27 protein-coding genes, 1 tRNA gene and 1 riboswitch are annotated in these 26,468 nt (G+C 71.0%); of the genes, 18 read left to right on the plus strand and 10 right to left on the minus strand.

Going from position 1 to position 26,468, the window contains the following annotated elements:
- Positions 1-153: 153 nt before the first annotated feature.
- Positions 154-1,479, minus strand: coding sequence for a PTS transporter subunit EIIC (locus ADL29_RS09520; protein ID WP_053923247.1), 1,326 nt, complete (start codon positions 1,477-1,479; stop codon positions 154-156).
- Between the two features lie 283 nt (positions 1,480-1,762).
- Between ADL29_RS09520 and ADL29_RS09525 the strand changes: the two genes are divergently transcribed.
- The 4 genes from ADL29_RS09525 (at position 1,763) to rdgB (ending at position 4,057) form a co-directional block, all read left to right on the plus strand.
- A complete protein-coding gene (locus tag ADL29_RS09525; RefSeq protein ID WP_078970859.1) occupies positions 1,763-2,002 on the plus strand; it encodes a PTS sugar transporter subunit IIB in 240 nt (79 codons plus the stop codon).
- A gap of 87 nt (positions 2,003-2,089) precedes the next feature.
- Positions 2,090-2,821, plus strand: coding sequence for a ribonuclease PH (rph, locus tag ADL29_RS09530; RefSeq protein ID WP_053923248.1), 732 nt, complete (start codon positions 2,090-2,092; stop codon positions 2,819-2,821).
- Positions 2,822-2,943: 122 nt separating this feature from the next.
- Positions 2,944-3,354 carry a hypothetical protein gene (locus ADL29_RS09535; protein WP_053923249.1) on the plus strand — a complete coding sequence of 137 codons (411 nt, stop codon included), beginning with the start codon at positions 2,944-2,946 and terminating at the stop codon, positions 3,352-3,354.
- 67 nt (positions 3,355-3,421) lie between these two features.
- Entirely contained in the window at positions 3,422-4,057 is a 636-nt protein-coding gene (rdgB, locus tag ADL29_RS09540) for an RdgB/HAM1 family non-canonical purine NTP pyrophosphatase (protein ID WP_053923250.1), read from the plus strand.
- 56 nt (positions 4,058-4,113) lie between these two features.
- Here rdgB and ADL29_RS09545 read toward each other — a convergent pair.
- The 3 genes from ADL29_RS09545 to ADL29_RS09555 all read right to left on the minus strand — a co-directional run bounded on the left by ADL29_RS09545 (position 4,114) and on the right by ADL29_RS09555 (position 5,488).
- Positions 4,114-4,186 (minus strand) — tRNA-Leu (locus tag ADL29_RS09545).
- 55 nt (positions 4,187-4,241) lie between these two features.
- Positions 4,242-4,772, minus strand: a complete 531-nt coding sequence (locus ADL29_RS09550; RefSeq protein ID WP_245689258.1) for an HNH endonuclease — start codon at positions 4,770-4,772, stop codon at positions 4,242-4,244.
- A gap of 53 nt (positions 4,773-4,825) precedes the next feature.
- Positions 4,826-5,488: an HNH endonuclease signature motif containing protein gene (locus ADL29_RS09555; RefSeq protein WP_053923252.1), complete on the minus strand. Its 663-nt coding sequence runs from the start codon at positions 5,486-5,488 to the stop codon at positions 4,826-4,828.
- 195 nt (positions 5,489-5,683) lie between these two features.
- On the opposite strand from ADL29_RS09555, the gene ADL29_RS09560 reads away from it, so the two are divergent.
- Both ADL29_RS09560 and ADL29_RS09565 read left to right on the plus strand, forming a co-directional pair.
- Entirely contained in the window at positions 5,684-6,190 is a 507-nt protein-coding gene (locus ADL29_RS09560; RefSeq protein WP_053923253.1) for a hypothetical protein, read from the plus strand.
- On the plus strand, positions 6,190-7,461 hold the full coding sequence (locus ADL29_RS09565; RefSeq protein WP_053923254.1) for a sensor histidine kinase: 1,272 nt from the start codon (positions 6,190-6,192) through the stop codon (positions 7,459-7,461). The genes ADL29_RS09560 and ADL29_RS09565 overlap by 1 nt, the downstream gene beginning before the upstream one ends.
- 123 nt (positions 7,462-7,584) lie before the next feature.
- Here ADL29_RS09565 and bcp read toward each other — a convergent pair whose 3' ends face one another.
- Entirely contained in the window at positions 7,585-8,052 is a 468-nt protein-coding gene (gene bcp / locus ADL29_RS09570) for a thioredoxin-dependent thiol peroxidase (protein WP_053923255.1), read from the minus strand.
- A 166-nt stretch (positions 8,053-8,218) separates the two neighbouring features.
- Here bcp and ADL29_RS09575 point away from each other — a divergent pair, with 166 nt between their 5' ends.
- The 3 genes from ADL29_RS09575 to ADL29_RS09585 all read left to right on the plus strand — a co-directional run bounded on the left by ADL29_RS09575 (position 8,219) and on the right by ADL29_RS09585 (position 9,614).
- The gene (locus tag ADL29_RS09575) at positions 8,219-8,539 is read left to right on the plus strand and encodes a DUF3618 domain-containing protein (protein WP_046927854.1); all 321 of its coding nucleotides are present in this window, start codon (positions 8,219-8,221) and stop codon (positions 8,537-8,539) included.
- 193 nt (positions 8,540-8,732) lie between these two features.
- Positions 8,733-9,098, plus strand: a complete 366-nt coding sequence (locus ADL29_RS09580) for a GroES family chaperonin (RefSeq protein ID WP_046927855.1) — start codon at positions 8,733-8,735, stop codon at positions 9,096-9,098.
- 94 nt (positions 9,099-9,192) lie between these two features.
- A riboswitch (guanidine-III (ykkC-III) riboswitch) is annotated at positions 9,193-9,253 on the plus strand.
- Between the two features lie 40 nt (positions 9,254-9,293).
- Entirely contained in the window at positions 9,294-9,614 is a 321-nt protein-coding gene (locus tag ADL29_RS09585) for a DMT family transporter (RefSeq protein WP_046927856.1), read from the plus strand.
- A gap of 78 nt (positions 9,615-9,692) precedes the next feature.
- Here the strand turns inward: ADL29_RS09585 and ADL29_RS09590 are convergent, their stop codons facing one another.
- The gene (locus ADL29_RS09590) at positions 9,693-11,939 is read right to left on the minus strand and encodes a transglycosylase domain-containing protein (protein WP_053923256.1); all 2,247 of its coding nucleotides are present in this window, start codon (positions 11,937-11,939) and stop codon (positions 9,693-9,695) included.
- 299 nt (positions 11,940-12,238) lie between these two features.
- Between ADL29_RS09590 and ADL29_RS09595 the strand changes: the two genes are divergently transcribed.
- The 4 genes from ADL29_RS09595 to ADL29_RS09610 are packed head-to-tail and all read left to right on the plus strand — an operon-like array spanning position 12,239 to position 15,603.
- On the plus strand, positions 12,239-13,036 hold the full coding sequence (locus tag ADL29_RS09595; protein ID WP_053923257.1) for an ABC transporter permease: 798 nt from the start codon (positions 12,239-12,241) through the stop codon (positions 13,034-13,036).
- Positions 13,037-13,058: 22 nt separating this feature from the next.
- On the plus strand, positions 13,059-13,898 hold the full coding sequence (locus ADL29_RS09600; protein ID WP_053923258.1) for an ABC transporter permease: 840 nt from the start codon (positions 13,059-13,061) through the stop codon (positions 13,896-13,898).
- A gap of 7 nt (positions 13,899-13,905) precedes the next feature.
- On the plus strand, positions 13,906-14,910 hold the full coding sequence (locus ADL29_RS09605) for an ABC transporter ATP-binding protein (RefSeq protein ID WP_053923259.1): 1,005 nt from the start codon (positions 13,906-13,908) through the stop codon (positions 14,908-14,910).
- A 9-nt stretch (positions 14,911-14,919) separates the two neighbouring features.
- Complete coding sequence (locus ADL29_RS09610) at positions 14,920-15,603, plus strand: DUF1707 SHOCT-like domain-containing protein (protein ID WP_053923260.1); 684 nt, start codon at positions 14,920-14,922, stop codon at positions 15,601-15,603.
- Between the two features lie 11 nt (positions 15,604-15,614).
- Here the strand turns inward: ADL29_RS09610 and ADL29_RS09615 are convergent, their stop codons facing one another.
- A complete protein-coding gene (locus ADL29_RS09615; RefSeq protein ID WP_053923261.1) occupies positions 15,615-16,925 on the minus strand; it encodes an SGNH/GDSL hydrolase family protein in 1,311 nt (436 codons plus the stop codon).
- 273 nt (positions 16,926-17,198) lie between these two features.
- Here ADL29_RS09615 and ADL29_RS09620 point away from each other — a divergent pair, with 273 nt between their 5' ends.
- The 3 genes from ADL29_RS09620 to ADL29_RS09630 all read left to right on the plus strand — a co-directional run bounded on the left by ADL29_RS09620 (position 17,199) and on the right by ADL29_RS09630 (position 20,621).
- Positions 17,199-18,551, plus strand: a complete 1,353-nt coding sequence (locus ADL29_RS09620; RefSeq protein ID WP_053923262.1) for a DUF445 domain-containing protein — start codon at positions 17,199-17,201, stop codon at positions 18,549-18,551.
- A gap of 310 nt (positions 18,552-18,861) precedes the next feature.
- Positions 18,862-19,104, plus strand: a complete 243-nt coding sequence (locus tag ADL29_RS09625; protein WP_053923263.1) for a DUF3311 domain-containing protein — start codon at positions 18,862-18,864, stop codon at positions 19,102-19,104.
- The gene (locus ADL29_RS09630) at positions 19,101-20,621 is read left to right on the plus strand and encodes a sodium:solute symporter family protein (protein ID WP_053923264.1); all 1,521 of its coding nucleotides are present in this window, start codon (positions 19,101-19,103) and stop codon (positions 20,619-20,621) included. The genes ADL29_RS09625 and ADL29_RS09630 overlap by 4 nt, the downstream gene beginning before the upstream one ends.
- Here ADL29_RS09630 and ADL29_RS09635 read toward each other — a convergent pair.
- The 3 genes from ADL29_RS09635 to ADL29_RS09645 all read right to left on the minus strand — a co-directional run bounded on the left by ADL29_RS09635 (position 20,605) and on the right by ADL29_RS09645 (position 24,240).
- Positions 20,605-21,579 carry an SCO0930 family lipoprotein gene (locus ADL29_RS09635; protein ID WP_053923265.1) on the minus strand — a complete coding sequence of 325 codons (975 nt, stop codon included), beginning with the start codon at positions 21,577-21,579 and terminating at the stop codon, positions 20,605-20,607. The two genes, ADL29_RS09630 and ADL29_RS09635, sit on opposite strands and share 17 nt — an antisense overlap.
- 248 nt (positions 21,580-21,827) lie before the next feature.
- Complete coding sequence (locus tag ADL29_RS09640; protein WP_053923266.1) at positions 21,828-23,360, minus strand: NADH-quinone oxidoreductase subunit NuoF family protein; 1,533 nt, start codon at positions 23,358-23,360, stop codon at positions 21,828-21,830.
- Between the two features lie 91 nt (positions 23,361-23,451).
- Positions 23,452-24,240 (minus strand): hypothetical protein, encoded by a 789-nt coding sequence (locus tag ADL29_RS09645; protein WP_245689260.1) that lies wholly within the window; start codon positions 24,238-24,240, stop codon positions 23,452-23,454.
- Positions 24,241-24,867: 627 nt separating this feature from the next.
- On the opposite strand from ADL29_RS09645, the gene ADL29_RS09650 reads away from it, so the two are divergent.
- Entirely contained in the window at positions 24,868-25,668 is an 801-nt protein-coding gene (locus tag ADL29_RS09650; protein WP_078970874.1) for a PucR family transcriptional regulator, read from the plus strand.
- Positions 25,669-26,163: 495 nt separating this feature from the next.
- A complete protein-coding gene (locus ADL29_RS42435; RefSeq protein ID WP_157878434.1) occupies positions 26,164-26,451 on the plus strand; it encodes a hypothetical protein in 288 nt (95 codons plus the stop codon).
- Positions 26,452-26,468 lie beyond the last annotated feature (17 nt).

The raw sequence follows: 26,468 nt of genomic DNA on the forward strand, positions 1-26,468 counted from the left end.
TACACCACTGGTGGTTTAGACCATTCTTAGCACGCCGCCCCGGAACAAAGGAATCCATCGTTCCAAGTGGTGTGGACCACATGGCAAAGGCCCCCAAGTCCGGGGACCTGAGGGCCGGAAGACCGGCTTGGTGACCGCCTCGATGACCGCCGCCTACTTGACGTTCGCCTCCTCCATGGCATCCCCCACCTCATCCGGCTCGCGGCCCGGCGTCTGCAGATCGAATTTCGTGATCGCGAACCGGAAGAGCGCGTAATAGACCACCGCGAAACACGCACCGATGGGAATGATCAGCCACGGTTTGGTCGCCAGCCCCCAGTTGATGACGTAGTCGATCAGCCCCGCCGAGAAACTGAAGCTGTCGTGCACACCCAGCGCCCAGCTCACCGCCATCGACACACCCGTCAGCACCGCGTGGAACACGTACAGCAAGGGCGCGACGAAGAGAAACGAATACTCGATGGGCTCGGTCACCCCGGTCACGAAGGACGTCAGCCCGACCGACAGCATCATTCCGGAGATCTCTTTGCGACGATGCGGCTTGGCGCAGTGCGCAATGGCCAGCGCCGCCGCCGGCAGGGCGAACATCATGATCGGGAAAAAGCCGGTGGTGAACTGGCCCGCGGTCGGATCACCCGCCAGAAAGCGGTTGATGTCACCGTGCACGACCGTCCCGTCCGGCTTCGTGAAACTGCCGAACTGGAACCACACAAAGGTGTTCAGGAACTGATGCAGCCCGACCACCAGCAGCGCACGGTTCGCGACACCGAAAAGGCCCGACCCGAGCCAGTTCAGATCCGTCAGCCACTTGCTGAAATCGGTCAGCGCATCACCGACCGGCGGCCACACCCACAGGGACACCACGGCGAAGGCCAGACCGATGAACGCCATCACGATCGGGACCAGCCGGCGGCCGTTGAAGAAGCCCAGCCAGTCGACCAGCTTCACCCGGTGCAGCCGCTGCCAGAACCAGGCCGCCAGAAAGCCCATGACAATGCCGCCGAAAACCCCCGGATTCTGGAATGTCGCCTGAGTGGCCGTCCCCGTCTTGTCGATACACACCCCGCCCCACAGCCCGGCCTGCGTATACGTCTGCCCCGAAGCGCAGATCACCGGGAACTGATGCAGCACCGAGAAATAGACGAGAAACCCCGCCACCGCCGCCAGCGCCGTCGAGCCGTCCGCCTTCTTCGCCATCCCGATCGCGACCCCGACACAGAACAGCAACGGCAGCCCCAGTCCCGAATCCAGCAGCGCACCGCCCGCACCCGCGAACACCTTGGCCACGTTGTCCCAGCCCAGACCGTCCGCGCCGAACACGTCCGGCTGGCCGAGGCGGTTGAGGATGCCCGCGGCAGGCAGGACGGCGATCGGCAGCTGAAGGCTCCGGCCCAGTTTCTGCAGCCCCTGAAAGACGGCCGAGGCCCGCGACTTCACCGGCTTCTTCCCCGGCGCCGCCGCCGCTGCGTCCGAACCCATCTCCGTCCCTCCGCCCTTCTGTCCGTCCTCCCCGCAGCCGGCCCGTCGGCACCCCCCTGACACGTGCCGCATACTGGTGGTGTAGACCACTGGGCAGTTGCCGGTGCCGTCCGGCGTGCGGCCCCGGTGACCGCCATCCTTCGCCAGATGGCACCCAACCGCCCACGCAGTTGGGCTGAACGGGCACAGACGCAGGCGGGCCGCACGCACACAGCCGCTCATCTACGTGCATTACGGTGGAAAAACCGCTCGGCGGAACCGTCGGCGGCCGAGACAAGCAGGAGTGGACATGGCCAGCAAGGCTGAGAAGATCGTCGCCGGGCTCGGCGGCCTCGACAACATCGAAGAGGTCGAGGGCTGCATCACCCGCCTCCGCACCGAGGTCAACGACGCCTCCCTCGTCGACGAGGCCGCCCTCAAGGCCGCCGGCGCCCACGGCGTCGTCAAGATGGGCACCGCGATCCAGGTCGTCATCGGCACCGACGCCGACCCCATCGCCGCCGAGATCGAAGACATGATGTGAGCTGAGCCAGGCTCACCCAGGGCCCCGCACCGGTGCACACCTCCGCCCCGGGACGGGGCCCTCGCCATTCCCGATAGGGTCTACGCCATGTCTCGCATCGACGGCCGCACCCCCGAACAGCTCCGCCCGGTCACCATCGAACGCGGCTGGAGCAAGCACGCCGAAGGCTCCGTCCTCATCTCCTTCGGCGACACCAAGGTCTTCTGCACCGCCTCCGTCACCGAAGGCGTCCCGCGCTGGCGCAAGGGCAGCGGCGAAGGCTGGGTCACCGCCGAATACTCGATGCTGCCCCGCTCCACCAACACCCGCGGCGACCGCGAATCCGTACGCGGCAAGATCGGCGGCCGCACCCACGAGATCTCCCGCCTCATCGGCCGCTCCCTCCGCGCCGTCATCGACTTCAAGGCCCTCGGCGAGAACACCATCGTCCTCGACTGCGACGTCCTCCAGGCCGACGGCGGCACCCGCACCGCCGCCATCACCGGCGCCTACGTCGCCCTCGCCGACGCCATCGCCTGGGCCCAGCGCAAGAAGCTCATCAAGCACAACCGCCAGCCGCTCACCGGCACCGTCTCCGCCGTCAGCGTCGGCATCGTGGCCGGCGTGCCCCTCCTCGACCTCTGCTACGAGGAAGACGTCCGCGCCGAAACCGACATGAACGTCGTCTGCACCGGCGACGGCCGCTTCGTCGAGGTCCAGGGCACCGCCGAGGCCGAGCCCTTCGCCCGCGACGAACTCAACGCCCTCCTCGACCTGGCCGTCGCCGGCTGCCGCGACCTCGACGCGGCCCAGCGAGAGGCCCTGGCCCGCGACCTCTGACGGAAGCGCGGCCACCGGCCGGCCCCCCGCCCCCCTCCCTCACCCTGGCGCCCCGTCAACCAAAGCGGGGCGCCACGCGTTTCTTCCTTTGCCCGCTCATGACCCAGGGAAGGATCCGCTCCATGTCCCCGCACACGACCAGCCGCACCCGCCGCCCCGTCACCACCGCACTCGCCGTGCTCACCGCCGCCGCCCTCGCGATACCGGCCCTCTCCGCCTGCAGCGCCGTCAACAAGGCCGTGAACTGCGCCAATACCGCCTCCGCCGTCGTCGACGCCGTCGACAAGCTCCAGCAGGCCACCGGCAGCGCACTCGACGACCCCCAGAAGGCCGAGCAGGCCCTCGACGACATCGACCGCAACCTCAAGAAGGCCCGCGACTCCTCCAGCGACCCCGACCTCGCCAAGGCCATCGACAAGATGAACACCGGCATCAAGGACGCCCGCAAGGACATCAAGGCCGCCAAGGCCCCCGACCTGCAGCCCATCACCGACGCGGCCGGCGAAATGACCAAGATCTGCACCCCGGGCTGAGCACCCGCACCCCGGGGCAGCCCCCACCCCGGGGTCACCGCACCCCCCGCCCGGAATAATCACCCCCATGCAGTCTCGAACCGGCGGGCACCCCGCACCCCGCACCCACCTCATCCTCGCCACCCGCAACGCCGGCAAGATCACCGAACTCCGGGCCATCCTGGAGGCGGCCGGCCTCGACGTCGAACTCGTCGGCGCCGACGCCTACCCCGACATCCCGGACGTCAAGGAAACCGGCGTCACCTTCGCCGAGAACGCCCTCCTCAAGGCCCACGCCCTCGCACAGGCCACCGGCCACCCGGCCGTCGCCGACGACTCCGGGCTCTGCGTCGACGTCCTCGGCGGCGCCCCCGGCATCTTCTCCGCCCGCTGGTCCGGCACCCACGGCGACGACCGGGCCAACCTCTCTCTCCTCCTGGCCCAGCTCGCCGACATCTCCGACGACCACCGCGCCGCCCACTTCCGCTGCGCCGCCGCCCTCGCCCTCCCCGACGGCACCCAACGAGTGGTCGAAGGCACCCTCGAAGGCACCCTCCGCCACACCCCCTCCGGCACCGGCGGCTTCGGCTACGACCCCGTCCTCCAGCCCCTCGGCGACACCCGCACCTGCGCCGAACTGACCCCAGCCGAGAAGAACGCCATCAGCCATCGCGGCAAGGCGTTCCGGGCGTTGGTGCCGGTGGTGAGGGAGTTGTTGGGGTGACTTTACGAAGCAGGCCCTGTACCTGCGAATCGAAGGTACAGGGCCTGCTATTCCTGTGCGCCCGGTCGGATTCGAACCGACAAACACGACCACCTAAAGATCGCCGCTCAGCCCTTGGCGTACGGGCGCCTGTGCCGCCGCCTACTTTACTGGGCGAGGCCGCATGCCGGTGGGGGGATGTCGGTTATGGGGTGCGCCGTCGACCTCCTCGACACCAGGTGGCGGTGATCGCATGGCAGTTGGGGCAGAGCAGCCGCAGGTTTTCCCGTCGGTCGTCGCTCCAGTCACCGTTGATGTGGTCGATCTCCAGCAGGGCCCGGCGCAGTCGCGACGTCTGGCTGCGTCGCTTGCCATTGCGCTTCACCAGGATCTCCGCCGGAGCCAACCTGTCGAAGTCAGGCCTGCCTCGCTGGTGCGCCTGTCCCAGAAAGTGCCTGGTGTCGATGCTGTACTCGGCCACCCACTGGTGGAACAGCGTGCGGCTGCGAGAGTTGACGGGCTTCCCCAGGTGCCGCAGGGCCGCCGAGATGGAAACCGATGCGCTGACGGCCTGTTGCAGCGCATCTCTTGCGGGGCGGGAGTGGGCGGTACGCCGTGCAATCGGGTTGAAGTGCGAGATGTCGATGCCGAAGTGCGCGAAGCGTTTCGTCAGATGCCGCCGAAGCTGGTGATACGGACGGCCGCCGCAGAATGTGATGACTTCATCGATGCTCATGCACCGATGTGCCGCCTCCGCCAACACCTCCCTGGTGTAGCGCACGCTGCCACTCACCGTTGTCCCTCCGCCTGCCTGGCGCGAAGCGCCTTGTTGCGGCCGCGATACGAGTCGGTCGTCGAGTGGCAGTTAGGGCAGAGCAGCCGTAGGTTCTCGATTCTGTTGTTGCGCCAGTCGCCGTCTACATGGTCGACCTCGAGCGGCAGCGGCTCTCCGAGCCACACCGCCTCCGTCCTGCACAGGGCGCAGCGCTCTTCCTTTCCCTGATCGAGCATTGCCTGCTTGAGGCGATTGCTCTGGATGCGCCGGGCATGAGCGGTCGGCTGCTTGACCAGCAGACCCTCAGGTGTCGGGGGACGCCGGGACTTGCCACGCTGGGTGGGCAGCTGAAAGTGCGAGGTGTCGATCCCGTACGCCGTGATCCGGCGGCTGATGTGCGTGTGGTGCCCGCCGACAACGTCAAGCCCGAGATGCCGCAGCACCTCGCACATGTTCGTCGAGACCGACACCGCCTGCTCGAGGATCTCCCGGGTCCACTTCACCCCCTCCCGCTCGAAGTGGGACGTGTCCACCCCGAGTTTCTTCATCCTTTCCCAGATGTACCGTCGCTTCGAACTCCACGGATCCACCCCTAACCTCTCCAACGCCTCCGACAGCGTCCGCGAAGACGCCGCCGCCTCGGCGAGGCGCTCTCGGGTGTACGGACTGACCGGCATGTTTCCTCCCCCAACGTTCCGGTTCTCGAACAAATCAACGATCGAATGTGGGGCCGGTTACGGGGCCGGTGGCTGCTTGCCGGGCACGTGCCGGACTTGTGGTGTGGGCAACGGAACGCAACAGGCCGGAAACCGCTCTTTTGGGGTGTGCCGGCTGGTGGGGGTACGGGGTGGGAGCCCCGGGAGGAGAACGTGATGACCGACCGCGCGGGGTCCCGCTGGGCCCGTGGGCGTACCGCTCTGACGGCGTTTGCCGTGGTGACGGTGCTGGCGGCCGCCGGGGTGTGGGTCAGCCAGTCCGCCGACCGCGCGTCGGCGGTGGGCGCGGCGCCGAAGACCGCGGCGGTGCAGGGCGTGAAGGTGGACGGCAAGGGGTCCGGCGGGCTGCCGGTGGTGCGGGACTGCGGGATCGGGGATCCGGCGATCAAGCCGCAGGTGATCACGCTGACCTGCGCGGATGCGGGGATGGTGGCGACCGCGATCTCCTGGGACCGGTACGACTCCCGGGAGGCGGAGGGCACCGGTGTGGTGCAGGTGCAGAAGACGGCCGCGGGGGCCGGGACGGATGCCGGGTTCCCGGCGACGTTCCGGCTCTACGGCGTCCGGACGGTCGGTGGAGCGCGGGCCTTCACGGGGCTCGAGGTGACGTACGAGGGCTCGACGCCGCTCGGTGTGACGACGGAGATGTACAAGCTCGCGTGATGGGCATTCGAGGCCGGATCGCCCTGGCCATTTCCTGTGTGACGGCGCTGGCCGTGGTGGTGCTCGGGTTCGCCGTGCACCACATAGCGGATGCCGAGCGGGAGCGGTCGGCGCGGGCCTACCAGGACGACCGGCTGAGTTCGGCGCTGCAGATCTACGAGCGGGACGGGAAGCTGGTGCTGGGCGCGCAGCTGGACAGTGCGGCCTTGCCGTTGCCGCTGCGGGAGGCGGTGTTCAAGAACCGGTCGGGGACGTACATCAGCGGCGGTGAGGATCCGCGGGTGTGGGCGGCGACCGGGGTCGGTGACGGCGGCGGGGGCCGTCCGGACCGGTCGTTGTCGGTGTCGGCGGCGTACCCGGACGACGATCCGGCGCAGGTGGCGCTGGACCGGGCGCTGCTGATCGCGGGGTGCGGCACGGTCGCGCTGATGGCGGTGGTGTCGTGGTTCGTGGCGCAGCGGCTGTCGCGGCGGCTGCGGCTGAGCGCGGCGGCGGCACGGCGGATTGCGGCGGGTGAGCCGCCGGACGCGGATGCGCTGGCGAGTAACGGCCGGGACGAGGTGGCCGAGTTGGGCCGCAGTGTGCATCACATGGCGACGTCGCTGGCGGCGCGGGTGGAGGCGGAGCGGGAGTTCACCGCGGATGTGGCGCATGAGCTGCGTACTCCGGTGGCCGGGCTGGTGGCGGCGGCGGAGCTGCTGCCGCAGCCGCGGGCCGTGGAGATGGTGCAGGACCGGGCGCAGGCGATGCGGCGGCTGGTCGAGGACCTGCTGGAGGTGTCGCGGCTGGACGCGGGGGTGGAGCGGGCGGATCTGGATGCCTGTGAGCTGCCGTCGCTGGTGCGCGGGATCGTACGGCGGGCGGAGCGGCAGCGGGGTGTCGACGAGGTGTCGGTGACCGTCGAGGGCGAGCCGCAGATCGTGGAGACGGACCGGCGGCGGGTGGAGCGGGTGCTGGTGAATCTGCTGGCGAACGCGGCCAAGCACGGGAAGCCGCCGATCGAGGTGGTGGTGCGGGGGACGCAGATCGTGGTGCGGGATCACGGTCCGGGCTATCCGGCGGAGCTGTGTGCGGAGGGGCCGCGGCGGTTCCGTACGGCGGCGCCGGAGCGGGGCACGGGGCATGGCCTGGGGCTGACGATCGCGGTCGGGCAGGCGGATGTGCTGGGCGCGCGGCTGGACTTCGGCGCCGCCGCGGAGGGCGGCGCCGAGGCCGTGCTGGAGCTGCCGGACCGTACGGCGGTGGCGGCGCCGGGGCCGTACGGTCCGTAGGCGGGCGGGGCACCCCTTGGGGAACCCTTAGGGGGCGTTCGAACGGATCCCCTAGGGGATGCGGGCGGCCCCTTGCAGGCCGCAACGTGGCGGGTGCGGGCGGGATTCCCGGGTCGCGCGGTGTTACAGGCCCAGGTCCTTGATGATCTTGGCGACGTGGCCGGTGGCCTTGACGTTGTAGAGGGCGCGTTCGACCTTGCCCTCCTCGTCCAGGATCACGGTGGAGCGGATGACGCCCTTGACGAGCTTGCCGTAGAGCTTCTTCTCGCCGAAGGCGCCGTAGGCCTCGAGGACCTTCTTGTCGGGGTCGCCGAGCAGCGTGACCTTCAGGTCTTCCTTCTCGCGGAACTTGGCGAGCTTCTCCGGCTTGTCGGGGGAGATGCCGATGACGTCGTAGCCGTGGCCGGCCAGGAAGCCGAGGTTGTCGGTGAAGTCGCAGGCCTGCTTGGTGCAGCCGGGGGTCAGAGCGGCCGGGTAGAAGTAGACGATGACCTTGCGGCCCTTGTGGTCGGCGAGCGAGACCTGCTTGCCGTCGGCGTCGGGCAGGGTGAAGGCGGGGGCGGTGTCGCCGGGCTGCAGTCGCTCGCTCATGGTGTCCTCCTACTGATACGGGGTGTGCCCCGACATTAGCCAGGTGGGCCGGGAGATGGGTGCGCGGGCGCCTCGGGTGCGTGAAACGGGGGTGCTGTGGGGCGTGTGCGGGTGCGAGCTGACAGACTGTCCATCACGAATGGCGCGAGACGACGGAGGCAGCGCGGTGGCGGAAGCCAGGACCCCGGCGCAGATCGAGGCGGACATCGCCCGCAGGCGGCAGGAGCTTGCCGTGACGCTCGACGAGATCGGTGTGCGGCTGCACCCGAGGACGATCATTGGCGATGCGAAGGCGGCGGCCGCGGCGGCGGTGGACCGTACGGCGGGGCGGGCGTATGTGACCGCGCACCGTGTGCTGGCGGATGTGCGGGCGCAGCTGGTGTCGGAGGACGGGGCGCCGCGGCTGGAGCGCATCGTTCCGGTGGCCGTGGTGGGTGTGGCCGTGGTGGGGCTGCTGGCCGTGAGTGCGAGGCGGCGCCGCGGCTGATGTGTCTTCACTGACCGCAACCGTGCCGGGCATGTGCTGAGGTGTTTTCGCTGACCGCAACCGACGTCGGCTCCCGCCCCGGTCCGCCGTGAGGCGGGGTGCCGTGCCGGGCATGTGCTGAGGTGTTTTCGCTGACCGCAACCGACGTCGGCTCCCGCCCCGGTCCACCGCGACGCGGGGTGCCGTGCCGGGCATGTACGGTCATGCCGTGAGCCCGAATAACACCAAGGACACCCACGACAAGCTGCCGATCCGGATGCTGCACGACCGTGTGCTGGTCCGGACGGACATCCCCGAGGGCGAGCGCCGCTCGACCGGGGGCATCGTCATTCCGGCGACCGCGGCGGTCGGCCGCCGCCTGGCCTGGGCCGAGGTGGTCGCGGTCGGGCAGAACGTGCGGACGGTCGAGGTGGGGGACCGGGTGCTCTACGACCCGGAGGACCGGGCCGAGGTCGAGGTGCGCGGTGTGGCGTATGTGCTGATGCGGGAGCGCGATCTGCATGCGGTGGCCGCGGAGCGGCTGGAGGGCGCGACCGATTCGACCGGCCTGTATCTCTGACGTCGGCCGGGCGGCCCCCGGCATCCGACGACTCTGTCCTTGACGGGCGGTGACCGAGGTCACCGCCCGTTCCGTTTGTCGCCTGTCGGCCGCTTGCTAGCCTCGGACGTACCCGACGAGACGCGCCGTACCGGGTCAGGACAAGACGACGCACCCCTGTTGAAGCTGTTGCAGCGTTTTCACGGAGGTGCCGTCATGGCATGGGTCCTGCTGGTCGTCGCCGGTCTGCTGGAGGTGGGCTGGTCGGTCGGGATGAAGTTCACCGAGGGTTTCACCCGGCTGTGGCCCAGTGTGTTCACCGGCGCGGGCATCGTCGCCAGCATGCTGCTGCTCTCGTACGCGGCCCGGACGCTGCCGATCGGTACGGCCTATGGCGTATGGGTGGGCATCGGGGCGGCCGGTGCGGCGGTGGTGGGGATGCTGGTCCTGGGGGAGCCGATGACCGCGGCCCGGATCTTCTTCATCTGCCTGCTGCTGGTGGCGGTGGTGGGACTCAAGGCGACGGCGGGGCACTGATCGCGGCCGGGGGCCCGGGGCCCGGGGGCCGCGGCGCGGGACCTTCGCCCGGCGCCTTCGCCTGCGGGTTCCCGGGGACTACAACAGCCACTCCCGCCGCCCCGCGTACGCCGCCGCTCCCTCCGGCCCCACCGTCGGGAATTCCTCCGTGGGCTCGGTGGTGGTCGGCTGTTCGGTCGGGAAGGTGGGGGTGGGCGGTTCGACGGTCGGTGTGGTGGGGGTGCCGGTCGGCGGGCCGGTGCTGGGGGGCACGGTCGTCGGTCCGGCGGTCGGCGGGGCGGTGGTGCCGGGTGGTTCGGGGGCCGTGCCCGAGTCCGTGGGGGCGGGCGGCAGGGGGCCGGCGCCCGGCTCCAGCTGGAGGTCGAAGTCGGTGACCGGGCGGCCCTCCAGGGCGGCGGCGGTGTAGTCGGCCCAGATCTCGGCGGGGAAGCCGCCGCCGTTGATGCGGGGCTCGCCCGCCGCCCCGTACAGCGGCTCCTGGGCGGCGCTCTTGGGATTCTGGCCCAACACGGCGACGACGGTGGCGAGTTCGGGGGTGTATCCGGCGAACCAGGCGGCCTTGTCGCCCTCCGCGGTGCCGGTCTTGCCGGCCGCCGGGCGTCCGGCGCCCTGGGCGGCGGTGCCGGTGCCGCCGTCGACGACGCTGCGCAGGATCGAGGTGGTGGTGTCGGCGGCGCTGCGGTCGAGGGCGGTGCGCTCGGCGCGTTCGGGCAGCGGGATGTTCCCGCCGCTCTTGGCGACCTTGTCGACGAGGGTGTACGGGCGCTGTCTGCCGTGGTGGGCGAAGCCCGCGTAGACCTGCGTCATCTCCAGCACGCTGGGGGTGGCGGTGCCCAGGGAGATCGCGCCCTGGGAGGCGGCGAGGCTGGGAGTGTCGGGGGGAATGCCCAGGTCGACGGCGGTGTTCCGGACCTTGGTGGGGCCGACGTCGATGCCCATCTGGGCGTAGACGGCGTTGACGGATCTGTCGGTGGCCTCGGTGACGGTGATCGGGCCGTAGGAGCGGTCGTCCTCGTTGGCCGGGGCGAAGCCGGTGGGGGAGCCGTGGCTGAGGGTCATGCGTTTGTTGGTGCCGTCGTAGACGGTCTCGGGGGTGATCGGGACGCCGTCCTGGGTGGTGGAGCGGTTCTGGACGGCGGAGGCGAAGACGATCGGCTTGAAGGTGGAGCCGACCTGGTAGTCGCGGCGGGTGGCGCCGTTGACGTACTGCTTGGCGTAGTCGATGCCGCCGTACATGGCGACGACCCGGCCCGTGGCGGGGTCGATGGAGGCGCCGCCGGCCCGGACGTAGGTGTCGACCTTCCGGGTCTTGTCGAGCTTGTCCATCAGGCGGGTGGTGACGGCGTCGACGAAGGCGTCCTGGCGGTGCCTGCCGAGGGTGGTGGTGATGCGGTAGCCGCCGGCCCGCAGGGTGTCCTCGTCGAGGATCCTGTTGCGCGTCAGATAGTCCTTGACGGCCTCGACGACATAGCCGCGCTGGCCGGAGAGTCCGGCGGAGGCCTTGACCGGTCCGGGTTCGGGGAATTTCATGGCGGCGCGTTCGGCGCGGCTGAGCCACTTCTTCTTGACCATGCCGTCGAGGACGTAGTTCCAGCGCGCCAGGGCCCGCCGCTTGTTCTCGGGGTGGGCGGTGATGTCGTACAGGCTGGGGGCGTTGAGGAGGGTCGCGAGATAGGCGCCCTCGGCGGTGGTGAGCCGCTCGGAGTTCTTGCCGTAGTAGGCCTGGGCGGCGGCCTGGATGCCGTACGCATTGCGGCCGTAGTAGCTGGAGTTGAGGTAGCCCTCGAGGATCTGGTCCTTGGTCTCCTCGCGGTCGAGCTTGATGGCGATGAAGAATTCCTTGGCCTTGCGGGTGAGGGTCTGTTCCTGGCCGAGGTAGTAGTTCTTGACGTACTGCTGGGTGATGGTCGAGCCGGACTGCTTGCCCTTGCCGGTGACGGTGTTCCAGGCGGCGCGGAGCATGGCGGCGGGATCGACGGCGGATTCGGAGTAGAAGTCGCGGTCCTCGGCGGCCAGTACTGCCTGCTGGGTGGTCTTGGGGATCTGGCTGAGGGCGACGTTCTCGCGGTTGACGTCGCCGTCGCGGGCCAGGAAGGTGCCGTCGGAGTAGAGGTAGACGTTGCTCTGGGCCTTGGCGGCGCTGTTGGCGGGCGGGATGTCGACGAGGAGGTAGCCGGCGACGAGGCCGCCCACGAGCACCAGCAGGAAGAGCACGACGGAGGTCAGCACCGTCCGCCAGGTGGGCACGAGGCGGCGCCAGCCGGTGCGCCGGGGGCGTGCCGCACTGCCCGGGGTGGTCGTCCTGCCCTCCGGATCGTCGCTCATATCGGTATGGACTCCTCGGCGGCCGCCGGAGGTTGTGCCGCGGCGGATCGATGGGGTGTCGGGGAACCGTGCATGATGCCCAGAAGGTTGTGTTCGCCCGATAAGCCACTACTGGAGAACTGTCGCATCATCTGTCCCGGTCGCGAGGGGTGGCGCGCACCGGTGACCGCCGCCTGACCGGCCGAACGGCGCCCGTGGGTCACCCGGACCGGTGAATAACCGATGGTGCGGTCCCCGCCTGCCCCACTAGGCTCCGATGCTTTGTCGCCGGATGACAAGGGGCAGGGGGGAACGCGGAGGTGTGGTACAGGGCCGTGGCGGCCGGCAGCTTCCGCCGGTACGCCACCTACCGGACCGCCACCGTGGCGGGCGTCTTCACCAACACCGTCTTCGGCTTCATCGTCGCCTACACCTATATCGCCCTGTGGACGGAGCGCCCGCACCTCGGCGGCTACGGCCGGCCGGAGGCGCTGACGTTCGTATGGACCGCGCAGGCGCTGCTGGCGGCGTCGGCGCTGCTGTACGGCGGCGGTATCGACGAACTCCAGGAGCGGATCCGCAGCGGCGACATCGCGGTGGACCTCTGCCGGCCCGCCGATCTCCAGCTGTGGTGGCTGGCCGCCGACCTCGGCCGGGCCGCGTTCCAGCTGATCGGACGGGGCGTGGTCCCGCTGGCGGTGGGCGCCCTGTGCTTTCCGCTCGCGCTGCCCGGCGACGCGCTGACCTGGCTGACGTTCCTGTTCTCGGTGGCACTCGGGGTGGTGGTCGGCTTTGCGCTGCGCTATCTCGTCGCGCTGGCGTCCTTCTGGCTGCTCGACGGCTCGGGTCTGGCCCTGATCAGCGGCCTGGCCTGCATGTTCTTCTCGGGGATGGTGCTGCCGCTGCGGGCCTTCCCCGGCGCCCTGGCCGAGGTCGCGCAGCTGCTGCCGTGGGCGGCGATCCTCCAGGTGCCGGTGGACGTTCTGATCGGCACGCGGACCGGCGGATCGCTGCTGCGGGGGCTGGCGTTCCAGGCGGCGTGGGGTGTGGCGCTGCTGGCGCTGGGCCGGCTGGTGCAGGCGGCCGCCACCCGCAAGGTGGTCGTGCAGGGTGGCTAGCGGAACGGCCGGCGCGGAGCGGATGCGGCACCCCGGGCGGACCGGACGGGCGGCGGCGGTGGCGCACGGTCTGCGCGCGTACGGCCTGATCGTCCGGATGTGGATCCGCTCCACCCTCGCCTACCGCACCTCGTTCGTGATGATGGCGGTCGGCGACCTCGCCGCCACCGGCCTGGACTTCGTCGCCATCCTGCTGATGTTCTCCCAGATCGACGCCCTCGGCGGCTTCTCGCTGCCCGAAGTCGCCTTTCTCTACGGCACGTCCAGCCTTTCGCTGGGCCTGGCCGACCTGCTGCTCGGCAGCATCGAGCGGATCGGCCGGCGGGTGCGCGACGGCACCCTGGACACCCTGCTGCTGCGCCCCGTACCGGTCTTCGCGCAGGTCGCCGCCGACCGTTTCGCGCTGCGCAGGCTGGGCCGGGTCAGCCAGGCGGTGCTGGTGCTGGGCTGGTCGCTGACGGAGCTGGAGGTGGACTGGACGGCGGGCCGGGTGCTGCTGGTGCCGCTGATGGCGCTGTGCGGTACGGCCATTTTCGGGGCGGTGTTCACGGCCGGGGCGGCCTTCCAGTTCTGGGCGCAGGACGCGGCCGAGGTGCAGAACTCCTTCACCTACGGCGGCAACGCCCTGCTCCAGTACCCGCCCACGGTCTTCGCCAAGGACCTGGTGCGCGGGGTCACCTTCGTCATCCCGCTGGCCTTTGTGAACTGGCTGCCCGCGCTGCGGCTGCTGGGCCACCCCGATCCGCTGGGGCTGCCCGGCTGGGTGGACTTCCTGGGACCGGCGGTGGCGGCGCTGATGTGCGCGGGCGCGGGGCTGGCGTGGCGGTACGGGCTGCGCGCCTACCGGAGTACGGGAAGCTGAGGAACGGATGACGGCAGAGCGGCTCATCGACGTGGACGGCGTCGAGAAGGTGTTCACGGTGCGGCGCAAGGCGGGCCGGCTGCGGCGCGTACGGCACGAGGTGCGGGCCGTGGACGGCATCACCTTCCAGGTGCCGCGCGGCGAAATGGTCGCCTACATCGGGCCGAACGGCGCCGGGAAGTCCACCACCGTCAAGATGCTGACGGGCATTCTGGTGCCCAGCGGCGGCCGGCTGCGGATCGCCGGCATCGACCCGGCCCGCGAACGGACCCGGCTGGCCCGCCGGATCGGGGTGGTCTTCGGCCAGCGCACGACCCTGTGGTGGGACCTGCCGCTGAAGGACTCCTACGAGCTGGTCCGCCGGATGTACCGGGTCCCCGATGCCGTCTACCGCGCCCACTTCGCCCGCTGCGCCGAACTGCTCGACCTCGGCCCGCTGCTGGACGTCCCGGTACGGCAGCTGTCCCTCGGCCAGCGGATGCGCGGCGATATCGCGGCGGCGCTGCTGCACGACCCCGAGATCCTCTATCTCGACGAGCCCACCATCGGCCTCGACGTCATCAGCAAGGCGAAGGTCCGGGAATTCCTGCGCGAGGTGAACGCCGAGCGCGGCACCACCGTCCTGCTGACCACCCACGATCTGACCGACATCGAGCAGCTGTGCCGCCGCGTGATGGTCATCGACCACGGCCGTCTCGTCTACGACGGCGGGCTGGACGGTCTGCGGGCGGCCGGCGACGGTGAGCGGACGCTGGTGGTGGACCTGGAGCGGGAACTGCCGCCGATCGAGGGTGTGCCCGGGGCCCGTACGGTCAAGGTGGAGGGGCCCCGGCAGTGGCTGGCCTTCCCGGCCGGCCGGAGCGCGGCGCCGCTGGTCGCGGCCATCGCCGAACGCTATCCGCTGGTGGATCTGTCGGTGCGGGAGCCGGACATCGAGGAAGTGATCGCGAAGCTGTACGCGGGCGACGGCGGCCGTCCCGATCGCACCGCCACGGCCGCGGACACCCCGTAATCTGTTCATATGACCGACGGACGCCCCGAGTTGCCCGAGCTGCGTGCTGCCGACGCCGACCGCGAGCGGGTGGCCGACATCCTGCGGGACGCCCTTGCCGAGGGCCGGCTCGAGATGACGGAGTTCGAGGAGCGGCTGGACGCGGCCTACCAGGCGCGTACGTACGGGGAGTTGGCGCCGCTGACCGCCGATCTGCCGGTGACGCCGCCGAGTTCGGCCGCCGGGCGGCCGAACTCGGCGGGGATGCCGGACGGCTGGGCCGGGCGGATCGGCGGCACCCCCACCTCGCGGGGCGCGTTCGCGATGTGGAGCGGGTTCCGGCGCAAGGGCCGGTGGACCGCGCCGCGGCGGTTCACCGGGGTCACCTTCCAGGGCGGCGGCAAGATCGACCTGCGCGAGGCGGACTTCGAGACACCCGAGATCACCATCCGCTGTATCGCCGTGCAGGGCGGCATAGAGGTCGTGGTGCCGCCCGGCGTCCAGGTGCGGGTCAAGGGGTTTGCCCTGATGGGCCGCTTCAGGCGCGCGGAGGACGGCACCGGCGACCCGGGCGCCCCGGTGGTGAACATCACCGGCTTCGTCTTCCAGGGCGGCGTGGACACCCAGCGCAAGGCCACCAAGGCCGAGCGGCAGCGGCTCAAGGAGGCGCGGCGCGAGGCGCTCGGGGAGCGGCCGCGCAAGGAGCTCGGCTGACGGCCCCGGTCTCAGAGCTGGGCCGGCGCCGACCGCTTGAGATGGTCCAGGTTCAGCGCATAGGCCATTGCCCGGTAGCCCTCGTCGCTCGGGTGCAGATGGTCACCGGAGTCGTAGACGGGCCGCAGCCGCTCCGGCGCCGCCGGGTCCCGCAGCGTCCTGTCCCAGTCCACGACCTCGTCGTAGACCGAACCGGACCGGATGATGCGGTTGACCTGTTCGCGTACCTGGTTCATCCGGGTGGAGTAGCCGCGGTGCCCGCCGAACGGCGTCAGCGTGGAGCCGGTGACCCGCAGCCCGCGGGCGTGCGCCTCGCGCACGAGCGACCGCATCCCCGCGACGATCTTCTGCGGGTCCCACTGCCGCGGCGATTTGAACAGGTCGTTCAGCCCTATTTCGACCACGACCGCCTTCACCCCGGTGCGCGAGAGCGCGTCCCGGTCCAGCCGGGAGATCACACTGGGCCCGTTGTTCGGCGAGAAACGGCTGCCGTTGACGAGCAGGCGGTTGCCGCTGATGCCCTGGTTGAGGACGCCGTAACGGGGCGCGCCGGGCTCGTCCCGCAGCCGCTCGGCCAGGAAGTCCGTCCAGCGGTGGTTGGCGCCCGCCGTCGAGGTGATCCCGTCCGTGATGGAGTCCCCTATGGCCACGACCGTGCCCTGGGCCTCGGTGCTCCACACGTCCAGCCCGGTCAGATAGCGCCAGTAGGGGCTCTGCTCCGTGTAGGCGGCGCCGGTGGCGTCCTCCGTCCGGTCGCCGCGCGCCAGGTAGGAGGTCTGGCGGGCGTACGGGTGGTAGGTGGCCGGGCCCGCGGGGGAGGGGGAGTACGTGGTGACCAGGAGATCGGCGTTGGCGGGGATCTTGAGCCGTACAGGGTCGCTGGTGACCGCGCCGCCGGCCGGGATGGCCACCGCGGGCTTGCCGCCGAAGGTCAGCCGCCGCATGGTGCCGGCCGCGGCCGTCGGGTTGCTGGGGGCGCTGGCCACCGCCAGCGAGGCGTGGCTGACGGACAGCGGGCGGGTGCCGTAGAGGTTGGAGAGCTGGATCCGGGCTCCGGCGCCGCCGACGCTGGTGTGCACGACATTGCGTATGGACATCCCGGCATAGCCGTCCAGGGTGCCGGGCTCGGCGGCCGCGGCGGCCGCCGACCAGGTGCCCACCCACTGTCCGGAGACCGCCGGCGCCGCCGGATTGCGCGGCTTGTGCGGGCCACCGGCCAGGCCGTCGTGGCCGCCGCCGAAGCCCACGAAGATGGCGGTCGAGATCAGCACCACCACGGCCGCCAGACCGGCGAGCAGGGCGTAACCCACACTTTTGTTCATGCGGGAGAGGTCTCCTGAGGCTGGCGGAGCGCGGCGCTCCGGGTGGGCAAGGGCAGCGAGTGACCAGCGGCACCATTGCGGTCCGATCGTTTCTGCATGATCCCACGGACCTCCGGGGCGCCGCCCGGCGCCCTGGCGATGGCCGCTGCCGGCCCCTCATGACGTGGACGCGGGGAACTCGTGGTTCGTTCCGCGAGTAGGTCACAGTGGGACATACGGCGGAGTAACCGACGGCGAACGGACGGCGGGGGAACGGTGGGAACGGTGGAGCGCATGGAACGCACGAAGGCGGACACGGCGAACACGGCGGACGGTCCGCCGGAGCCGGGCACGGCGCCGGCGCCGGCCGGGCGGGTCCCCCTGGGCGGCTTCGGCGACAGCCCCGCCGACGAGGAGAAGCGACGCGGCGTACGGCGGATGAAAACGCTGGCCACCGGCCTGCTGCTGGCCGTGGCGCTGATCTACGCCCTGGCGAAATGGGCGCAGTCCTCAGGGGCGGGCGGCTGGACCGGCTTCGTCGCGGCGGCGGCCGAGGCCGGCATGGTCGGTGCGCTGGCCGACTGGTTCGCGGTCACCGCCCTGTTCAAGCGGCCGATGGGCCTGCCGATCCCGCACACCGCCATCATCCCCACCAAAAAGGACCAACTGGGTCAGAGCCTGGGTGATTTCGTCGGCGAGAACTTCCTCTCCGGCGAGGTCGTACGGCGCCGCCTGCGCTCCGTGGGCATCGGCGGACGGCTCGGCCGCTGGCTCACCGAGCCCGATAACGCCGACCGGGTGACCAGCGAGCTGTCCACCGCGCTGCGCGGCGCGCTGACCGTCCTGCGCGACTCCGACGTCCAGGCCGTCGTCGGCGAGGCGATCACCCGGCGCGCCGACGCCCAGGAGATCGCCCCCGGCATCGGCACCATGCTGGAGAAGGTCGTCGCCGAGGGCGGCCACACCCGGGTGGTGGACCTGATCTGCGCCCGCGCCCACGACTGGCTGGTCGAGCACGGCGACTCCGTCATGGAGGCGGTCTCCGGCGGCGCCCCCGGATGGACCCCCCGCTTCGTCGACCGCAAGGTCGGCGACCGGGTCTACAAGGAGCTGCTCCGCTTCGTCACCGAGATGCGCGATATGCCCGGCCATCCGGCCCGCGGCGCCGTCGACCGCTTCCTGACCGACTTCGCCACCGACCTCCAGACCGATCCGGAGACCCGCGCCAAGATCGAACGCCTCAAGTCCGAGGTGCTCGGCCGCGGCGAGGTCCAGGACCTGATCGCCTCCGCCTGGGGCGCGGTCCGCGCCATGATCGTGGCCGCCGCCGAGGACGAGCGCAGCCAGCTGCGGCTGCGGGTACGGGCGTCGCTGCTGTCCCTGGGCCGCCGGATGGCCTCCGAAGAACGGCTCCAGGGCAAGGTCGACGGCTGGCTGGAGGGCGCGGCCGTCTATGTGGTGACCACCTATCAGAGCGAGATCACCTCCCTGATCACCGACACGGTCGCCGGCTGGGACGCGGCGCACACGTCCCGGAAGATCGAGGCCCACATCGGCCGTGACCTGCAGTTCATCCGCATCAACGGCACGGTGGTGGGGGCGTTGGCAGGCCTGGCCATTTACGTGGTGTCCCAGGCGTTCGGGTGAGCGCGATCCGCCCACTGCGCGTACATACGGGCTCACCTCCACCCCCACCGGTCTTCCCCACCCTCAACGGGGAGGTGCCGGGCTGTAGCGGCGGAGCCGTGTAAGCCCGGCGCCGCTGCCGAACAGCCCCGCGCAGCGGGCGGGCCCGCCGCAGGCGCAACGGCGAGAAGACACCACGGCGGGACGGCCGACAACGTACGGCCCAGGCAAAGCGCAGCGGAGGGGCCGCAGGCGCACCAGAGAAACCCCCACGCCGGGAAAGCCGACAACGTACGGCCAAAGCCAAGCGCAGAGGATAGGCTCTGCAGACGTGCGAAATCACTCGAACGGCGGGAAAGCCGACAACGTACGGCCCAGGCCCAGCGCAGCGAACAGGTGGTGGCTGCTGCTCCCCTACGTGCTGTTCCTCGCGGCGCTGCCGCTCGTGAACCGGGTCACGCCGACCGTCCTCGGGCTGCCGTTCCTGTTCTTCTGGATGCTGGTGGCGACGCTGGCCACCCCGCTGTCGGTGTGGCTGGCCCGGCGCGGTGACCGCAAGCGGGGCAGGGCATGAACGTCGCCACCGCCCTCTTCGGGGCCTTCATGGTGCTCACCGTTGCCCTCGGGCTGCTTGCCGTGCGCGGCCGGGTAGCGGGCGGCGGTCTTGCGGAGTGGTCGGTGGGCGGGCGCAGCCTCGGCACCGTCTTCATCTGGGTGCTGATGGCCGGCGAGAGCTATACGAGCTTCAGCTACCTCGGCGCGGCCGGCTGGGGCTACAACTTCGGCGCCCCGGTCCTCTACGTCGTGGCCTATATGTCCTGCGGCTATGCGCTCGGCTACGTCGTCGGCCCGATGCTGTGGGCCTACGCCCGCCGGCACGGCCTGGTCGGCATCACCGACATCGTCGCGCACCGCTACGGCCGGCCGTGGCTCGGCGCCGCCGTCGCCGTCCTCGCCACCGTCTGCCTGCTGCCGTACATCCAGCTGCAGATCACCGGCATGGGCGTCGTCGTCTCCACCATCTCCTACGGGGCCATCAGCCTCGACTGGGCCTATTTCCTGGCGTTCGCGGTCACCACCGCCTTCGTCGTCATCAGCGGCCTGCGCGGCAGCGCCTGGGTGTCCGTGCTGAAGGACATCCTGGTCATCGCCACGCTCGGCTTCCTCGCGGTCTATGTCCCGCTGCACTACTTCGGCGGCTACGGCCCCTTGCTGCACCGCATCGTCGCCGAGAAACCGCAGTGGCTGACCTTCCCCGGACACGCGTCCGGCGGCCTGGGCGGCAGCTGGTTCATCACCACCACCCTCATCAACTCCCTCACCGTGGTGATCTTCCCGACGACCGTCGCCGGCTACCTCGGCGCCCGCAACGCCGATGCGCTGCGCCGTAATGCGATGTACCTGCCCTTCTACAACGTGCTGCTGTACGTACCGATGCTGCTGGGTCTGGCCGCGCTGTTCGTGGTGCCGGGGCTGGTCGGCGCGGACTCCAACCTGGCGCTGTTCAAGCTGGTCGTGGACTCCCTCCCGGCCTGGGCCGTGGGGCTGACCGGGGTGGCCGCGGCGCTCTCCTCCATCGTGCCGATGGCCGTGTTCATGCTGGTCATCGGCACGATGTGGGGGAGGAGCGTACTGGGCGCGATCCCCCGGCTGGCGCACCGTCAGAAACTTTCGTCCCAGGTGGTCGTGGTGGCCGCCGGAGCGCTCGCCCTGCTGCTCACCTACACCGTCCCCAACACCCTCGTCCGGCTGTCCCTGATTTCGTACGAGGGCATGGCGCAGCTCGTACCGATGCTGCTGCTGGGGCTGGTGTGGCGGCGGCTGACGGTGCACGCCGCGGTGAGCGGCCTGGTGGCGGGCTTCACGCTGGTCTGTGTGCTGGTGTTCAGCGGGCACGACCCGCTGTGGGGGATGAACGCGGGGCTCGTCGCTCTCGCCGTGAACGTGGCGGTGGCGCTGGCGGTCACCTGGCGGGGGCCGCGGGAGCGGGACGGGCGGCCGGATGCCGAAGTGCTGGCGCTGGACGACGGGTTCCCCCGGGATGCTGCGTCTGCCAGGGGCGAGGACCGGCCGGTCAGGGCGTCGTCGTGATCTTCTTGCCGTCCTGGGAGACCGCGAACCACAGGCCCATCTTGCCCTGGCCGTTGATGTCACCGGGCTGCTTGTCGCCCTTGAACCAGTAGACCGGCCAGCAGTCGACGGCCAGCTGACGGGTGCCGTCGGGGCGGGTGACGGTGGAGATCAGCTTGGGGGCGATACCGGCGAGCTTGGAGCGGTCGGCGGGCTTGGCGGGCTTCCAGGTGTCCAGGCACGCGTCGTTGCAGCCGAACTTCATCGGCCAGGCGCTGTCCTTGTTGAAGCGGTAGAGAGTCATGCCCTTGCCGTTGACCAGGATCTTGCCGAGCTCGGGGTGGTTGAACACCGCGACGTCGCCGGTCTGCTGGGCGGCGGCCTTCTTGCCGTCGGCGGCCAGCGCGTTCCAGGTGCCGCCGACGCCCTGGCCCGTGGTGTCGCCAGGCTTCTTGTCCTTGATGTAGCGGTAGGCGGGCCAGCCGCCGATGGTGAGCTGCTTGGTGCCGTCCGCACGGAGGACCGAGCCCAGCGCGCTCTTGTCGATCCCGGAGGGTGCCTCGGCGCCGTCGGCGGGGACCGGCGGCCAGGTGGTGGCGCAGGAGCCGGAGCAGTTGGACTTGGGCGGCTCGGCGGTGTCCTTGTCGAAGCGGTAGAGGGTCATGCCCTTGGAGTCGGTGACGACGGGACCGAGCTCGGGGGACGCCCACAGCGCGAGCTTGCCCGCGCTCGGCCACTTCTTCGCCTCCTTCCCCGCCCCGCTGTCGTCGCCGCCTGCCTGCCCGCCGTAGCCGTCGTCGCCCTGACCGGAGCCGGAGGAGCCGTAGCCGTAGTTGCTGGTGCCCTGGCCCGCGGGCTGGACGGTGTCGGTGGTGGGGGTGCCGGCGCTCTGGTTGCCGCTGCTGCCGCAGGCGGCGGTGAGCGCCAGGGTGGCGAGTGCGGTGGCGGCGAGTCCGGCGCGGCGTCGGGTGGTGGTCATGGTCCGTCCTCCGTGGGTCGGTGGGGTGGGTCGGATGCGTGGCTCGGATGCTTGGGTCTGCCGGTGGTCCTGCTCGGTTCCTCGGCCCCTCGGGCCTGTCGGCTGCTGTCGTGGACGGGTTCGGTTGCTGTGGTGAAGGGGTTCGTGGGTGGGATACGCGGCCCGGGGGGAGCCGCGTTCAACGGGCGGGAGAATTTCTCTCCGGTGACAAAGTCCTTGCCGGGAGCGCGGGTTGACGTCGCCGGAGGTCAGCCGGCCTCCTGGACCCGCAGCGCCAGCGCCGGGCAGCGGCGCACCGCCAGCTGCGCCCGGCGCCGCATCCGGGCCGGCAGCGGCATGCTGGCCTGCTGCGGATAGCCGTCCGGTCCGAGCTTGACGATGCCGGGGACGACATCGGCGCACAGGCCGTGGCCGCGGCACAGCGTCCAGTCGACCAGCAGCCGCTCCTGCGGCCGCAGCGGCTTGGGCGAGGGGAGGGCGGGCGGCGGCGGCTCGTGCCCGGTGACCGGCAGGGCCCCGGTCACCGGGCGGCCGCACCCGAACCCCTGCGCATGGCGCTCGAACTCCTCGGGGAAGGCGGCGAGGGCCGAGGCCACAAAGCGCGAGGTACCGTCCGGGTGGCTGCAGGCGCCGCGCTTCTCCACGGCCCGCATCCGGGCCCGCACGGCTTCCAGAGCGGCGTCCCCGCCGCCCCGTACGGCCTCGTCGAGCTGCTCGGCGAGCGCGGGCAGGCCCAGGACGCACGGCCCGCACTGGCCCGCCGACTCGGCGGCCATCCAGCGTGCGACCCGTACCGTCTCGCCCGCCGGACAGGTGTCGTACGGCAGCGGGAGCACCGCCCCGGCGCCGAGCACCGCGTCGTAGGCGGCCAGCGCGTCCCGCGACAGCGTCGCCGTCTGCGCGTCGACGGGGGAGATGAACGTGCCGTGGTAGCCGCCGATCAGCACGCCCTGCCCCTGGTCCAGCCCGCACAGCGCGAGCACCCGGGTGAGCGGGACGCCGTACGGAGCCTCCACGACCTTGCTGCCGGCGACGGTCAGCATCAGCGTGCCGGGCTCGGCGGGCAGGCCGGTGGTGCGGTAGCCGAGCGCGCCGAGCCGGGCGGCCACGGCGAGCTGGGCGAACGTCTCGGTGTTGGACAGCAGGGTCGGCACACCGTTCAGACCGCGTTCGCTGGAGCGGACCTTGCGGCCCGAGGGCAGGCCCGGCCCGCCGCTCAGCCCGTTCGTCATGGCGGACCCCTCGCCCGTGACGAACCGCTCGGTCAGCAGGGTGACCCTTAACGCCGGGCGCACCGGGCCGCGTTCGTCGATGGCGCGCTGCACCGAGTCCGCCACATCCGGCCGGGTCACCCCGAGCGCCACCTCCTGCGCGCCGAGTGCGTCCGCGGCGAGCAGCGCGCCGTCCAGCACCAGATGCGGTACGTGCAGCAGCAGCGCGGTGTCCTTGAGGCAACTCGGCTCGCCTTCGCTGCCGTTGACGACCACCGCGCCCTTGCCGTCGGCGCGCCGCATGCCCTCCATCACGGCGGTCAGTTTGCGGGCGAAGGGGAAGCCGGCGCCGCCACGGCCGCGCAGATCGATGTCCTCGGCCAGCGCCACCAGCTCCTGCGCGGTGAGTTGGGGCAGTCCGCCGTGCCGGGCCAGATGCGCCACCCGGTCCAGCCGCGGCGCCTCGTCGAGTCCGGCCAGCAGCCGCGGCGGCCCCAGGGACGCCAGCGTGGGCACGGGATCGGGCTCGGGGACGACCGGCAGCAGGCGGGTCGGGGCGGGGGCGGTCATGGGGTTCTCCTGAGTGCTGCTCATGTGCGGGGGGTACGCGGTGCGGTGAGCGCGGCGCGGGTGTTCCGGGCGGCGGGGGCTGCTGCGCGCGTCAGCTGCGGCGTGCGGCGCGCAGCCGCAGGTAGAGCCGTACCGCCACCGCGGCCAGGCACAGGATGTATCCGGCGGTCGCCCAGCCCGCGGCCTGGCGCCCCGCCTTGAGGCCGTGCACCAGGGCCAGCGCCCAGGCGAGGTACGCGCTCATGTGCAGCGCCCGCCACCAGCGCGAGCCGGTGACGCCGGTGAACGCGCCGCGTACCGCGCCGGTTACCGCGACGGCGACGAAAACATAGGCGGCGAGCGTGCCGAGCCCGATGAGGACGGGGCGGGCGCCGTCGGTGAAGGGCACCGCGACGGACAGCGTGCCGGTGTGCCCCTCGGTGACCTTCACCCAGATGTGCAGGCCGAGAAAGCCGAGCCCGGCGACGCCGGTTCCGCGGTGCACGGCCTGTGCGAGCAGCCGGTGGCCGGTGTGCAGCACCATCCGGTCGGTGGCGGCCAGCCCCCACAGCACCGTGACGGACAGGGAGACCAGCGCGAGCACGCCGGCGCCGAAGTCCAGGAACCGTATGAGGGTGTCCATCGCGCCCGCGTGCACGGTGACCGCCAGGAACAGCAGCAGGGCGGCCGGAAGTGCCGCGCGCAGCACGGCGGTTGTGGCGGCGGTCGAGCTGACGGTCCGTCCGTCCGACGGGCCGTTCGGTGGCGGCCCGGGGTCCCGGGGCGGGCGGCGGGGGCGGGGCAGGGCTATCGACGGCCGTGCCGCACGCCGCGCATGACGGCTCGTCGGACTCTGCCGGCTTGCGCCGCTCCGTCGGTTCTCCAGACGAGGGGCGGGCATCGGACCTCCCGGTGGCAGGGCAGGGGTGCAGGATGCGAATTTCCGAAAAATCTCCCGGCCGCGGCATTTGAGTGCTGCTGAGTAGTGCTGGTATATCTGCCGAGGCTTTTGTGCCGGTGACCCCCGGTAACACTTTCCAGTGACCCCCGGTAACAGTGAACATTCTGTGACCGGGCAGATACGTAGGGCCGTAATCCGGATGTGCAAAAGCATCACCGAACGCCCTTGGGATTTCGTAAGGTTTATCGTGCTGTGACAAATTCCGGCACCGGCATCGCGGTCGCGCGCGCAAACTCCCGATGATGCCGACTCAGGCGTACGGGGGAGTTCAGCGCCTGTCCCAGCCGCATCCCCGCCAGGATTGAGGTAGCGATGTGTGATCTCCTGAACCGCATCTGGTCGCGCCCCCGTGGCGAGTGGGCCCACGTGGTGAGAAGGGAAATCCCGGACTTCGCGGAGAAGGTCGTAACCGAACTGCAGCGCGGTTTTCCCGAAATGGCACGACTCCTCGGAAATACGCCTGTAGAAGAGGCCCAATGGGCACTTGAACAGGCCCTGCTCACATGCCTCGGGTACCAAAAAGAGTCGAAACGTAAACGTCCGGCCGTAACATCCGTGGTCACGCCCATGCCGGTCGCAAGGGCCCGCCAGGACCTGTTCGATGTGCTCGCCGGGCAGCGCGACGTACCGGACGAGGGCCTGGAGGGCCTGGCCCGCGCGGCCGGCTGGCCGGTGCCGGACACCGTCCAGGTCGTCGTCCTCGCGACGCCGGCCGAAGCGCCCCAACTGGCCGCCGCCCTGGGCCATGCGCTCATCGGCACCGTCGAGGGCGACACCTGTCTCGTCGTCCCCGACCCGGCCACCCAGACCCGGGCCCGCCTGGAGGCGGCGCTCAAGGGCCGGGCGGCGGCCGTCGGCCATGTCGTCACCGCCACCGAGGCCGCGTCCTCGCTCCGTTGGGCGCGCTATCTGCTGACCCTGGCCCCGAGCCGGGTCGGCCCGGAGGCGCGGGCCGCCTTCGTCGACGACCACCTCTCCGCGCTGCTCCTGCTCCAGGACGAATCCCTCGCCGACGCCCTGACCTCCCGTTGGCTGGGCCCGCTGGAGGAACTCACCCCCCGTCAGAGCGAGCGCCTGGAAGTGACGTTGCTGGCGTGGCTGGAGGGCGGTGGTGCACCCGAAGCCGCCAAACTCCTCCATGTCCACCCGCAGACGGTGCGTTACCGCCTGCGCCAGATCGAGAAGCTCTTCGGACCGGTCCTCCGCGACCCCCGAAGCCGCTTCGAACTGGAGATGGCCCTCCGCAGCCGCCGTCTGATGGCGCACCTCCGCTCCTACCGTGCCCGCGCCGGCCGCCGCGCCCGCTCCGTCGCCTCCAGCATCCGGCCCATCGGAGTGGCCAGGGAGGCCCGGGTGAACGGGCTTTGACGAGACATCTGTTACCGGTGACGCGGACGACCGCCGCGTAATCGGTTACGCCGACGGGCGCCGGGTCATCGCTTCCCCGGCGGTGCTTCACGGACTCCCGGGCGTACGAGTACCGGGCGCGCCGCAGGCCCGGCGTCCCCACCACCTGCCCCCCACCACCTGCCCCCCACCACCTGCCCCCCACCACCCTGAGCCTGCTCGGCGCCTGAGATGGCGCAGGGGCGCCCCGGCCGTTGCGTACGGTCGGGGCGCCCTCGTGTGCGGCCAGGTTTGCCGGCTGCTCGCGAACGGGCGGTTCACCCGTCCGGCCATCTCCGGGGAGAAATCGGCCGCGGGGGAATGCAGGGTGATGCCATGAACACTGCACCGATGAATCGGCCGATGACGGCCGTTATGCGAATATTCTCGGTCGGCGCTGCCCTGGGTATTGCTCTGGCGGCGGGGTCGGCGACGGCCGCATCGGCCGTTGCCGCGGCGCCAGCTACCCAGGGCGCCATGACTGCCAAGGCCGCCCAGCCGAGCCCCGGGGGCGACCAGGAGGGGGGCCGCGGGGGCGGTTACGAGGGCGGTGGCGGTCAGGGCGGCTACGGCGACAGCGTCCAGCGCGGTTACGAGGGCGGTGGCCGTAAGGGCGGCGACGAGGGCGGCTACGGAGGCGGCCACGGAGGTGGCGGCCACGGCGGCGGCCACGGGGGCGGGCGCGGCCACGATGATGGCTTTGGGGGTGACCACGGAGGCAGCGCCGACGACTGCCACGCCTTCATCAACATCATCTGCATCTGACGGATATCCCGCATGGG

Origin of the sequence: Streptomyces chattanoogensis (assembly GCF_001294335.1) — a bacterium.
Taxonomy (GTDB): domain Bacteria; phylum Actinomycetota; class Actinomycetes; order Streptomycetales; family Streptomycetaceae; genus Streptomyces; species Streptomyces chattanoogensis.